Source organism: Devosia aquimaris, assembly GCF_020169335.1.
Classification (GTDB): Bacteria; Pseudomonadota; Alphaproteobacteria; order Rhizobiales; family Devosiaceae; genus Devosia; species Devosia aquimaris.
On sequence record NZ_JAIEZN010000002.1, the window covers coordinates 326,684 to 339,099 of the forward strand.

Below are 12,416 nucleotides of genomic sequence, written 5' to 3' on the forward strand. Positions count from 1 at the left end.
CCAAACTGCGACGGCCCTGACCGCTCGCCAGCGAGGCCCCATGACGGTTCGATCCCGCCCCATTTCGCCCCATCTGCAGATCTATCGCTGGACCATCACCATGGCCATGTCGATCGCCCATCGCGCCACCGGCATTGCGCTCTATGCCGGCACGGTGCTGCTGGTGATCTGGCTGGGTGCCGCCGCCAGCAGCCAGCAGGCGCTCAATGTCGTCAACGACATCTATGCCAGCTGGTTCGGCCAATTGGTGCTGTTCGCCTATACCTGGGCGCTGTTCCACCACATGCTGGGCGGCATCCGCCATTTCATCTGGGACTTCACCATCGGCATGCTGCCCGGCCAGCGCGAGATGCTCGCCTGGGCCAATCTGATCGGCTCGATCGTGCTCACCGTCCTCGTCTGGACCGTTTTTGTGTGGACCGCCTAAGATGACCGCAAACCGCACCCCTGATGCCGTCGTTGCCAATCCCAAAACCAAGTATGGCAATGCCAAGGCCTCGACGCGCCATTTCATCACCCAGCGGGTGACCGGCGCGATCAACATCGTCTTCATCGGCTTCCTCGCCTATCTGGTCATCCGCCTGGGCGGCCAGGACCGCCCCGACATGGTGGCGACCATCGGCAATGGCTGGATCGGCCTTCCGCTGGCCGTGCTGCTGGTGATCGTGGCCATCCACATGCGCAACGGCATGCGCGACACGCTGGAAGACTATTTCCACGGCGCGACCTATCGCCTGCTGATGGGGCTCAACACAGTCTTCTGCATCCTGATCGCGGTGGCCGGCGTGGCCGCCATTCTCAAGCTCGTCTTCTGGGGTTAAGTCCATGGCGCAATACGAACTCATCGACCACGAATTCGATGTGGTGGTGGTGGGCGCCGGCGGCGCGGGCCTCCGCGCCACCCTGGGCATGGCCGAACAGGGCCTGCGCACCGCCTGCATCACCAAGGTGTTCCCCACCCGCAGCCACACCGTGGCGGCGCAGGGCGGCATCGCGGCGAGCCTGCAGAACATGGGCCCCGACAGCTGGCAGTGGCATATGTATGACACCGTCAAGGGCTCGGACTGGCTCGGCGACAACGACGCCATGGAATATCTGGCGCGCGAGGCCCCGGCGGCCATCTATGAGCTGGAGCACTATGGCGTGCCCTTCTCCCGCACCACCGAGGGCAAGATCTACCAGCGTCCCTTCGGCGGCCACATGACCGAATTCGGTGACGGCCCGCCGGTGCAGCGCACCTGCGCCGCTGCCGACCGCACGGGCCATGCGATCCTCCACACGCTCTATGGCCAGAGCCTGCGCAACAATGCCGAATTCTACATCGAGTATTTCGCGCTCGACCTGATCATGGGCGATGATGGCGCCTGCCAGGGCGTGATCGCCTGGAAGCTGGACGACGGCACGCTGCACCGCTTCCGCGCCAAGACCACGGTGCTCGCCACCGGCGGCTATGGCCGCTCCTATTTCTCGGCCACCTCGGCCCATACCTGCACCGGCGACGGCAATGGCATGGTCGCCCGTGCTGGCCTGCCCTTGCAGGACATGGAATTCGTGCAGTTCCACCCCACCGGCATCTATGGCGCGGGCGTGCTGATCACCGAAGGCGCACGCGGCGAAGGCGGCTATCTCACCAATTCGGAAGGCGAGCGCTTCATGGAGCGCTATGCCCCCAATGCCAAGGACCTGGCCAGCCGCGACGTGGTCAGCCGCTGCATGACGCTTGAAATCCGCGAAGGGCGCGGCGTTGGTCCCAAGAAGGACCACATCTACCTGCACCTCGACCATCTCGACCCCAAGGTGCTGCATGAGCGCCTGCCGGGCATCACCGAGAGCGCAAAGATCTTTGCCGGCGTGGACCTCACGCGCGAGCCCATCCCGGTGCTGCCGACCGTGCACTACAACATGGGCGGCATCCCCGCGAACTACCATGGCGAAGTGCTCAACCCGACGCCCGAGAACCCCGACGCCATCGTGCCCGGCCTGATGGCCGTGGGCGAAGCCGCCTGCGCCTCGGTGCATGGCGCCAATCGCCTGGGCTCCAACTCGCTGACGGACCTCGTGGTCTTTGGCCGCGCCGCCGCCATCCGCGCCGGCAAGGTGATCGACCGCGCGGCGCCGATTCCGGCGATCAACAAGGCGCAGGACGAGAAAATCCTCGCCCGCTTCGACCGCCTGCGCAACGCCTCGGGCAGCCAGCCCACCGCCAAGCTGCGCGACGCCATGCAGCGCACCATGCAGGAAGACGCTGCCGTGTTCCGCACCGGGGAAACCCTGCAGTCCGGCGTCAAGCGCATGAGCGAGATCTTCGCGCAACTGCCCGACGTCAAGGTGACCGACCGCAGCCTGATCTGGAACTCGGATCTGGTCGAGACTCTCGAACTCGAGAACCTGATGGCCAATGCCATGGTCACCGTGGTCTCGGCCGAAGCGCGCCAGGAAAGCCGCGGCGCCCATGCCCGCGAGGATTTCGCCAGCCGTGACGACGTCAACTGGCGCAAGCACACGCTGAGCTGGATCGACACCAATACCGGCGCCGTCACGCTGGGCTATCGCCCGGTGCATGTCGATCCGCTGACGCCCGAAAGCGAAGGCGGCATCGACCTCAAGAAGATCGCGCCCAAGGCACGCGTCTACTGATGATCCGCAAGGAGCTGAGATGAAACGCCTGAGCCTGTTGGCCGCTTTGGCCCTGCTGACCACGCCCGCCTTTGCTGCGGCCCCCACCGCGGCGCAGAAGGAAGAATTCTACCGCGTCTGCATGGGCATCGCCCAGGATGCGAAGCTCTGTGGCTGCAAGGCCGAGGCGGCCATGACGCTGATCGACGAGCGCTTCATGGGCGTGGTGATCAAATCGATGAAGGGCGCCGCGCCCGCCGACAGCGATTTCGTCGCCTACAACACCTATGTCGCCAAATCCAACCAGATCTGCAAACCAAACTACTAGGCCCGGGGACCCGTCCCCGACCCGGCAAGCCGGCTGTGCCGGCATACCAGCGCCAACAGACCAATTCAGTGCCGGTTGCGCGGCACCCAGAAAAGGAAGACCGACCCATGGTCGAACTGATGCTCCCCAAGGCCGACCGGCCCACCCAAGGCAAATCCTGGCCCAAGCCGGCCGGCGCCAAGCGGCTGCGCGAGTACCACATCTATCGCTACGACCCCGACCAGTCGGCCAATCCGCGCATCGACACCTATTTCGTCAATCTCGACGATTGCGGCCCGATGATCCTGGACGGTCTGCTGTGGATCAAGAACAACATCGACCCCACGCTGACCCTGCGCCGCTCCTGCCGCGAGGGCATTTGCGGCTCCTGCTCGATGAACATCAACGGGCTCAACACCCTGGCCTGCACCAAGGGCATGGACGACTCCACCGGCCCCATCAAGATCTATCCGCTGCCCCATATGCCGGTGGTCAAGGATCTGGTGCCGGACCTGAGCACCTTTTATGCCCAGCACCGCGCCATCGAGCCCTGGCTCAAGACCACTTCGCCCACCCCGGCCAAGGAGTGGACGCAGACCGTGCCGCAGCGCGCCAAGCTCGACGGGCTCTATGAGTGCATCCTCTGCGCCTGCTGCTCGACCTCCTGCCCGAGCTATTGGTGGAATGGCGACAAATATCTCGGCCCCGCCGCCCTCTTGCAGGCCTATCGCTGGCTGATCGACAGCCGCGACGAAACCACCAATGAGCGCCTCGACGACCTCGAGGACCCCTTCAAGCTCTATCGCTGCCACACCATCATGAACTGCGCCAAGGTCTGCCCCAAGGGCCTGAACCCGGCCAAGGCCATTGCCGAAATCAAGAAGATGATGGTCGAGCGCAAGGTCGCCTGAGACCCGGATCGATCGCTGACAAACCTGCAGCCCCTGGAGCGATCCGGGGGCTGTTTTGGTTTTGGGTGCGGAAGCCTTGATCGTTCAGCCGCCGTCATCACCCGGCTTGTCCGGGTGATCCATAAGTCGGTGCTGGATTGCCCGGACGAGCCGGGCAATGACGGAGGGATGGGGTTGAACTGAACTGATATGGCATGCAGCCCGCCATTGGGCCCCTCCCCCTTGATGGGGAAGGTCGGGTGGGGCTTGCCGAGACGCAAAAACCCTAGCTGGCGCTGCCGATCTGTTTGCGCAGGATGGTGCGGTCGCGGCTGGAGACGCCGATCAGCTCGGCCACGCGCCAGACCATATTGTCTTCCATCTCGTGGTTTTCCTTGTCGGCGAACACCACGGTCCACATCATGCGGATGATGTTGATGCGCTCGTCCATCTCCATCCCCGACAGGGTGGAGGTGAAATTGTAGAAATCCACGGCCTCGGCGTCGCGCGCTGCGGCCTCCTTGATCAGCCGCTCCACGCTGGCCTCATCCAGGCCATATTGCTCCATCAGCGTAGTCTTGATGGTCTCGCGCTCTTCGGCGCTCATCTGCCCGTCCACGGCGGCCAGATGCACCAGAAGGGCAGCCACGGCCAGTTTGGGGTCGTGATTGGCAAGCGGTTCAGGCTTGGTAAACAGGCTGGTAATGGCCTCGAACATTGGCGCGCCTCCGGCGGGAGCTTGGGTCAGCAATGGGCCGGCTGGGAGGCAGGCCCACCGACACTGAACAACGCGCTCGATTTGCTCAATGGCCTCACGGGCCTGCGCAACACTCTGGCCACGGGTTGATGCGCAATGGCCACACAAGTGCCCGGAACAGGCCGATTAAGCGCCTAAGCGGCATCAAAAAGGACTCGACTCCGCGCAGATTCGGAGTCTAAATGTTCCTGTTTTGTTCACATCACCCGGTTGCCGATGGCCCCCTCCGATCGCCAACAGCGCCTTGCCGCGCTGCGCGACACCATTGCCGATATTGAGCGCAAGCCAGCGTTGGCCGAGGCGCGCCCGCTGCTGCAGCCCGGTGCGGAGAGCGATTTTCCCATGCCCGCCGCCGGCCTGCTGCAGGAGATCTTCACCGATGAGCAGCGCCATGCCGGGGCGACGCTGGGCTTTGCCCTGGCCCAGGCGCGCAGCCTGATCACCCCGGCCCGCCCGGCGGTGATCTATCTCCAGCTCGCCCGCCAGGCCCAGGACAGCGGCCTGCCCTATGGTCCGGGCCTGCGCAGCTTCGGCTTTGACCCAAGCGCGTTGTTGCTGGTGCGCACCCAGACCATCACCGACCTGCTCTGGGCCAGCGAGGAGGCGCTGGCCTGCCGCGCCGTTGCCGCCGTGGTGGCCGATGTCGCCGGCCAGCACAAGGCACTCGATTTCACCGCCAGCCGGCGCCTGGGCCTGCGCACGGCCGGCATGGGCAGCTCGCTGCTGCTGCTGCGCTATGGCACCGGGCGGGAGGCCAGCGCCGCCCATCTGCGCTGGCGCCTGACCCCCGTGCTCAGCGCCCGCCGCCGCTTTGATGCCCTGGCCCCCGGCGCCCCGCGTTGGCTGGCCCAATTGGAGAAAGGCATTCTCCGCCAACAGCAGACCCAATGGCTTGTGGGATGGACGCACGATGGACTTGTCACCCAGGATGCCGGCACGATCACCGGCCGAACCGACGCCCCCTGGCCTGCTGCCGGCACGGCGCTTCCTCAGCCTCTATCTGCCCAGCTGGCCAACCGATTACCTGAAGCGGGTTGAGCCGGGCCTGGCCGGGGCCCCGCTGGCGCTTTACGAACGCATCAAGGGCGGGCTGCGCCTGGCTGCCATCGACGCCGCGGCGGCCCAGGGCGGACTGCGCGTCGGGCAGAACCTGGCCGATGCCCGCGCCCTGCTGCCCGGCCTGGTCGTGCGCGAGATCGACCGCCCGCTGCTGGCCGCCGCCTTTGCCGATTTTGCCGACTGGCACTCCAATGCCAGCCCGCTGGTGGCGGTGCTCGAGGACATGAACGCCTTTGGCGACCTGGTGCTCGACATCACCGGCGTGGATCATCTGTTCGGCGGCGAGGCGCCCATGCTGCGCCTGCTGCTGAGCCGGCTGCGCGCCCTGGGCTATACCGTGGCCGGCGCCATCGCCTCTACCATTGGCGGCGCCTGGGCGGTGAGCCATTTTGCCCGCAGCCAGGTGGTGGCTGACGACGCCCTGACCCAGGTGCTCGATGCCCTGCCGGTGGCCGCGCTGCGCCTCGATGACAGCCAGGTGGCGGGCCTGACACAGATGGGGCTGACCACGCTGGGCCAGGTGCGCCCGCGCCCGCGCAAGCCGCTGCAGGCCCGCTTTGGCCTCAGCCTCCTCACCCGGCTCGACCAGGCCTATGGCCAGCAGCAGGAACGGCTCAACCCGCGCCTGCCCTTGGCCGAGCGCCATGCCGAACGCCGCTTTGCCGACCCCATCGGCCTGCTCGACGATGTGCTGATGACAGCGCGCGACCTGGCCATCCGGCTGGGCCTGCAGCTCGAGGGCGAGGGCCTGGGCGGCCAGGCCTTTCACCTGTTCCTCTATCGCGTCGACCACAAGGTGATGACCCTCTCGGTCAATTCGGCCCGGCTGACGCGCGATCCCGATCATATCAGCGCCCTGTTCAACAACCGCGCCGAGCGCCTGTCGGGCGAATATGACCCCGGCTTCGGCATCGACATGATCCGCCTGGCGGTGAGTTCGGTGGGGCGCCTGGATGCCGCCCAGTTGGGCGCTTTTGCCGACGACGACGGCACCGCCGATCTCGACCAGCTGCAGGATCGCATGAGCAGCCGGCTGGGGACCATGGCCGTGCTGCGCACCCAATTGCTGGCCAGCCATATCCCCGAGCAGGCGGCGCGGCTGGTGCCGGCCCTGGTGGGCGCGGCCGCCCCCGACGATCCGCCCGGCCCGCCGCGCCTGCGGCCGCTGCGCCTGCTGCCGGTGCCCGAGCCGGTGGCCATCAATGCCGAAGTGCCCGATGGCCTGCCCGCCTCCATGATCTGGCGCCGCGTCAGCTATCGCATCACCAAGGCGGCCGGACCCGAGCGGCTGGGCGCCCAATGGTGGCGCAGTGGCCAGCGGCTCGACCTGCTGCCCCTGCCAGCAGCGCCCGAGGCCGATGGCAAGCCCGCCGCCGCGCCGGCGCTGGCCCGCTTTGACGCCGAGGCCGGCACGCGCGACTATTATCGCATCGAGGATGCCCAGGGCCGCCGCTTCTGGATTTTCCGCAACGGGCTCTATGTGCCCGACAGCACGCCGCAATGGTATCTGCATGGGCTGTTCGCATGAGCCAACCCATTGCCCTGATCCCGCCCGGGCGTGGTCCCGCCCAGCCGGCCGCCCCGGCGCCGGAATTTGCCGAACTGGTGGCGATCAGCAATTTCTCCTTCCTGCATGGCGGCTCGCACCCCGAGGAGCTGGTGGCCCTGGCGGCGCATATGGGGCTGAGTGCCTTCGGCCTGGCCGACCGCAACAGCTTTGCCGGCGTGGTGCGCGGCTATGTGGCGGCACGTGACCTCAGCCCGCAGCCGGACAATTTCCGCTATCTGGTGGGCGTGCGGCTCTGCTTTGCCGATGGCACGCCCGATATTGTCGCCTATCCCAGCGACCGCCAGGCCTATGGCCGGCTGTGCAAGCTGCTGACCCGCGCCAACCAGCGCGGGGACAAGGGCAAGCCGCGCCTGTTGTTCTCCGACCTGTTCGGCGCCGCCCCGCTCGACAGCGGGGGCCTGCAGGGCCCCGAGGAAAACCATAGCCAGGGGCAATTGTTCATTCTCGTCCCCGACGAGACCGACTGGGGGCTGAGCGAACGCACGCTGGCCACCCTCTGCGCCGAGGCGCCCGGCCGCGTCTGGGTGGCGGCCAGCCATCGCTTTGATGGCGAGGACCGGGCCCGGCTCAACCGCATCGACCAATTGGCCCGGCGCCACCAGGCCGCCATGCTGGCCAGCAATGACGTACGCTATCACCACGCCAGCCGCAGAATCCTGCAGGACGTGGTGACCTGCATCCGCGAGCACATGACGCTCGAGACCGCCGGCTGGGCACTGAGCGCCAATGCCGAGCGCCAGCTCAAGCCGCCGCGCGAAATGGCGCGCCTGTTTGCCGACTATCCCCAGGCCGTGGCCGAGACACAGCGCCTGATCGCCCGCATCGGCTTTTCGCTCGACCAGCTCAAATACAACTATCCCGAAGAGACCGTGGGCAATGGCGAGACCGCCCAGCAGACGCTGGAGCGCCTGACCTGGGATGGCGCCAGAAGGCGCTATCCGCAGGGCATTTCCGACAAGGTCAAGCGCTCGATCTGGTCCGAGCTGTGCCTGATTGGCTACAAGGGTTATGCCGCCTATTTCCTGACCGTGCACGACATCGTCCAGTTTGCCCGGCACGAACGCAAGATCCTCTGCCAGGGGCGCGGCTCGGCGGCCAATTCCACGGTGTGCTTTTGCCTTGAGATCACCGAGGTCGACCCCGAGGTCAGCACGCTGGTGTTCGGCCGCTTCATCTCCACCGAGCGCGACGAGCCGCCCGATATCGACGTCGATTTCGAGCATGAGCGGCGCGAAGAGGTGATGGCCTATATCTATGCCAAATATGGCGGCCGCCGCACCGGACTGACCGCCAATGTCATCTGCTACCGCGCCAAGAGCGCCCTGCGCGAGGCCGCCAAGGTGTTTGGCGTATCCGAGGACACCGTGGCCGCACTCAACCAGCTGCACTGGGGCTGGGGCAGCAGCCTCGACACCTCCGACCTGGCAAGCCTGGGGCTCAACCCGGCCGACCCCACGCTGACGCAACTGTTCGAGGTGGTGAGCGTCTTGCGCGGCTTTCCGCGCCATCTCAGCCAGCATGTGGGCGGCTTTGTCATCACCCGCGATTCGCTGGAAAGCTTGGTGCCCATTTCCAAGACGGCCATGGACAGCCGCACCATCATCGAATGGAACAAGGACGACATCGACGCTTTGGCCATCCTCAAGGTCGACGTATTGGCGCTGGGCATGCTGAGCTGCCTGCGCCGGGCGTTCGAATTGATGCAGACCCATTACGGGCAGAGCCTAGCGCTGGTGGACCTGTTGAGCGAAGAGGCCCTCCCCGACCAGTCGAGGAAGGCCGAAGTCTATGCCATGATCCAGCGCGCCGACACGCTGGGCGTGTTCCAGATCGAGAGCCGGGCGCAGATGAGCATGCTGCCGCGGCTCAAACCGGAGAAATTCTACGATCTGGTGATCGAGGTGGCCATTGTCCGTCCCGGCCCCATCCAGGGCAATATGGTCCATCCCTATCTGCGCCGCCGCCAGGGACTGGAAGAGCCCGTCTATCACGACGACAAGCTCAGGGGCGTGTTGGGCCGGACCCTGGGCGTGCCACTGTTCCAGGAACAGGCCATGCAGATTGCCATCGTCGGCGCCGGCTTTTCCCCCGGCAAGGCCGACAGCCTGCGCCGCGCCATGGCCGCCTGGCGCCGCACCGGCCGCATCGCCCAGTTCGGCGACGAATTCCTGGCCGGCATGCAGGCCAATGGCTATCCGCGGGAGTTTGCCAAGAACTGCTTTGCCCAGATCCAGGGCTTTGCCGAATATGGCTTTCCCGAAAGCCACGCGGCATCCTTTGCGCTCTTGGTCTATGCCTCGTGCTGGCTCAAGTGCCACTATCCCGATGTCTTTGCCACCGCCCTGCTCAATTCCCAGCCCATGGGCTTTTACGCGCCATCCCAGATCATCCGCGACGTGATCGAGCATGGCGTGGAGGTGCGCGCGGTGGATGTGAACCTGTCCGACAGCGACTGCGTGCTCGAAGGCAACAGCCGCCCAGCGCGCGAGCATCTCTGGCCGCAGCATCAGTCCATGGTCGGCCATATCCATGCCGACCGGGCCATCCGCCTGGGCCTGGGCCAGATCGTGGGCCTCTCCGACAATGACATCAACATTCTCGTGGCGCGGCGTGGCCGGGGCTATGATTCGGTGCGCGACCTCTGGCTGCGCACCAAGCTGCCCATTGCGAGCCTCGAAAAGCTCGCCCGTGCCGACGCCTTTGCCTCCCTGGGCCTGAGCCGCCGCGAGGCGCTCTGGGCGGTCAAGGGCCTGATCGGCACCCATGGCGCCGACACCCTGCCGCTGTTTGCCGCCGCCGGACGCGTCGAAACCGAGGCGGACATCGAGGCGGGCCTGCCCACCATGCTGCCCGGGGAAGAGGTGATCCACGACTATTCCACCCTCTCCTTCTCGCTCAAGGGCCATCCGCTGCAGTTCATCCGCCCCAAGCTGGAACAGCGCCGCACCCTGCCCGCCATCGGTCTGCAGCAGGCGCGGGCCGGCAGCCGGGTGGAGGTGGCGGGCCTGGTGCTGGTGCGCCAGCGACCGGGCACCGCCAGCGGCGTGATCTTTGCCACGCTCGAGGACGAGACCGGCGTCGCCAATATCGTCATCTGGCCAAAAGTGTTTGAGGCCAATCGCAAGACCGTGCTGGGCGCCCGCATGCTGGCCATCCGCGGCCAGGTGCAGCGCGAAGGGCTGGTGATCCACCTGATTGCCGAGCAATTGACCGACATGACGCCGCTGCTGCTCGACCTGGCCCATGGCAAGGACATTGGCGAACGCATTCTGGCCCGCGGCGACGAGGGACGCTCGGGACCCCATCCCGGCCGCGACCACAAGGCGCTGCTGGAGATCGAGCGGGCCCGCCGCGCCGCCTATGCCGCCCTGCCCGAGGGTCGTAATTTTCACTGAGGCCAGCAGGCGTCAGCCGGCAGAGGCGGGCTTAGCCAGCGATGGCGTCGATGGCCTGCGCCAGATCAATGTCGCGGGTGCTGATGCCGCCGGCGTCATGGGTGGACAACCGCACGGTCACCTTGTTGTAGCTGTTGCTCCAGTCCGGATGATGCCCGGCCTTTTCGGCGGCCAGCGCGACGCGGGCCATGAAGCCGAAGGCCGCCGAGAAATCGGCAAAGGAAAACACCCGCACCAGCATATCGGCACCATCGCCGTTCTCAAGCCGCCAGGCCGGCAGATCATGCACCGCCTGCGCCAGGCGGGCCGCATCGAGACGTTCGACCATTTCTTCATCCTCCTGCATCAAGGCATCATCACAATAGGGGCAGCAGCGTCCAAATTAAGACCGCTGCAACGGCTTTGCGTCATCCTGACCATCCCGCTGCCAGCACGCCAATCACGCTCCTGATGATCACTGTTTCCCGCCGCCGGGGGCGACCCGCTGCAAATCGGCCCGGCGCCGCGCATCTGCGCGGCGTGATCGCCGCCCTGGTCGTGGTCCTGGCAGCCAGTCTTTTCTCCCAGCCGGCGCAATCGGGCGACCTGCTGATCATGCACCGCTGGTACACCCCGGCCGAGCTTGCCGCCCTCAATATCCTGCGCGAAAAAGTCGAGAGCCGCGGCGACCGCTGGATCCCGCTGGCCATCAACGCCAGGGGCAAGCCGGCCAAGACCGTGATCGACCTGATCGCCGATGGCATCTACCCCAACGCGTTCCACGAAATGCATCCCGGCATCTACCGGCCGCTGGCCGAGACGGGCAAATTGCTCAGCCTGCAAGACCAGTTCGCCGACAGCGGCCTGCTGGCGCAGCTGCCCGACCTGGTGCGCGACGCCATTACGGTGGACGCGGACGTCGTCAAGATCCCGGCCGCCCTTCATGCCGATGCCACCATCTACTACAACAAGGACGTGGCCCGCGCGGCCGGTGTCGATCCGCAATCCTGGACCAGCCTGGAGGCCATGTGGGCCGATTTCCCGGCCGTCCGCGACGCCGGCTACCTGCCGCTCGCCATCGGCGAGCAGCCCTGGCAGGTCACCTATCTGGCCATGTCGCTGCTGGCCAGCCTGGGCGGCGCGGAGGTTTATGACGGCATTTTTGGAGCAACACCCGACCCCCAAGGACTGGACGACCCGGCCTTTGCCGAAATGCTTGTCTGGCTGCGCCGCTTCGAGCGCGAGGCCGACGACAGTGCCCCGGGTCGCGACTGGAACATCGCCACCGGCATGGTGATATCGGGCCAGGCGCTGATGCAGGTGCAGGGCGATGGCATGCGGGCCGAATGGCAGGCCGCCGGCAAGACCGAGGCCGACGACTATGGCTGCCTCTTCCTGCCCGGCGCCAAGGCCGTGCCGATGAGCGTCGAAGCCTGGGGCCTGGTGGGCGGGCTGTCAGCGGAGTCCGAAGCAACAGGCCGCGCCTTTGCCCAGGACGTGACCGCTGTCGACACACAGATCCGCTTCGCCAGGGCCATTGGCGCGGTTCCGGTACGCCGCGATGCCTGGATCGACCTTGATCCTTGCGCGCGCCAGGTGGCGACCGCCATCGACACAACCGGCCACGCCGTGCTCACGCCCCTGCTCACCACGCCGGCGCCCTGGATCGCGGCGATCCAGCGCGCACTCACCGACTATTGGGACACGCCCGAGATGTCGCCCCGGCACGTCATCGCGGCCCTGCACGCCGCCGCGGCCCGGCCCCCGCTGCTGCCCGCCGCCCATTAGCACCGCATTTACTCTTATGGCGGAAGATGCTGCCGCTCCTCTGCGTTTTTCGCGC

Annotated in this window: 11 protein-coding genes; 9 read left to right on the plus strand and 2 right to left on the minus strand. The window is 66.4% G+C overall.

Going from position 1 to position 12,416, the window contains the following annotated elements; all coding sequences use genetic code 11:
- The first annotated feature begins 40 nt into the window (after window positions 1–40).
- The 5 genes from sdhC (at window position 41) to K1177_RS14405 (ending at window position 3,834) form a co-directional block, all read left to right on the plus strand.
- Window positions 41–427, plus strand: a complete 387-nt coding sequence (sdhC, locus tag K1177_RS14385) for a succinate dehydrogenase, cytochrome b556 subunit (protein ID WP_224704061.1) — start codon at window positions 41–43, stop codon at window positions 425–427.
- 1 nt (window position 428) lies between these two features.
- On the plus strand, window positions 429–821 hold the full coding sequence (gene sdhD, locus K1177_RS14390) for a succinate dehydrogenase, hydrophobic membrane anchor protein (protein ID WP_224704062.1): 393 nt from the start codon (window positions 429–431) through the stop codon (window positions 819–821).
- Window positions 822–825: 4 nt separating this feature from the next.
- The gene (sdhA, locus tag K1177_RS14395; RefSeq protein ID WP_224704063.1) at window positions 826–2,637 is read left to right on the plus strand and encodes a succinate dehydrogenase flavoprotein subunit; all 1,812 of its coding nucleotides are present in this window, start codon (window positions 826–828) and stop codon (window positions 2,635–2,637) included.
- Between the two features lie 19 nt (window positions 2,638–2,656).
- Window positions 2,657–2,944 carry a hypothetical protein gene (locus K1177_RS14400; RefSeq protein ID WP_224704064.1) on the plus strand — a complete coding sequence of 96 codons (288 nt, stop codon included), beginning with the start codon at window positions 2,657–2,659 and terminating at the stop codon, window positions 2,942–2,944.
- A gap of 107 nt (window positions 2,945–3,051) precedes the next feature.
- On the plus strand, window positions 3,052–3,834 hold the full coding sequence (locus K1177_RS14405) for a succinate dehydrogenase iron-sulfur subunit (RefSeq protein WP_224704065.1): 783 nt from the start codon (window positions 3,052–3,054) through the stop codon (window positions 3,832–3,834).
- Window positions 3,835–4,099: 265 nt separating this feature from the next.
- Here K1177_RS14405 and K1177_RS14410 read toward each other — a convergent pair whose 3' ends face one another.
- Window positions 4,100–4,531 (minus strand): tellurite resistance TerB family protein, encoded by a 432-nt coding sequence (locus K1177_RS14410; RefSeq protein WP_224704066.1) that lies wholly within the window; start codon window positions 4,529–4,531, stop codon window positions 4,100–4,102.
- Window positions 4,532–4,786: 255 nt separating this feature from the next.
- Between K1177_RS14410 and K1177_RS14415 the strand changes: the two genes are divergently transcribed.
- The 3 genes from K1177_RS14415 to K1177_RS14425 are packed head-to-tail and all read left to right on the plus strand — an operon-like array spanning window position 4,787 to window position 10,594.
- Entirely contained in the window at window positions 4,787–5,608 is an 822-nt protein-coding gene (locus tag K1177_RS14415) for a hypothetical protein (RefSeq protein ID WP_224704067.1), read from the plus strand.
- Window positions 5,499–7,157, plus strand: a complete 1,659-nt coding sequence (locus K1177_RS14420; protein WP_224704068.1) for a Y-family DNA polymerase — start codon at window positions 5,499–5,501, stop codon at window positions 7,155–7,157. Before K1177_RS14415 ends, K1177_RS14420 begins: the two co-directional genes overlap by 110 nt.
- A complete protein-coding gene (locus K1177_RS14425; protein ID WP_224704069.1) occupies window positions 7,154–10,594 on the plus strand; it encodes an error-prone DNA polymerase in 3,441 nt (1,146 codons plus the stop codon). Before K1177_RS14420 ends, K1177_RS14425 begins: the two co-directional genes overlap by 4 nt.
- A 31-nt stretch (window positions 10,595–10,625) precedes the next feature.
- On the opposite strand, the gene K1177_RS14430 is transcribed toward K1177_RS14425, so the two are convergent.
- Window positions 10,626–10,922, minus strand: coding sequence for a 4a-hydroxytetrahydrobiopterin dehydratase (locus tag K1177_RS14430; RefSeq protein WP_224704070.1), 297 nt, complete (start codon window positions 10,920–10,922; stop codon window positions 10,626–10,628).
- Between the two features lie 122 nt (window positions 10,923–11,044).
- Here K1177_RS14430 and K1177_RS14435 point away from each other — a divergent pair, with 122 nt between their 5' ends.
- Entirely contained in the window at window positions 11,045–12,361 is a 1,317-nt protein-coding gene (locus K1177_RS14435; protein WP_224704071.1) for an extracellular solute-binding protein, read from the plus strand.
- Window positions 12,362–12,416: the final 55 nt, after the last annotated feature.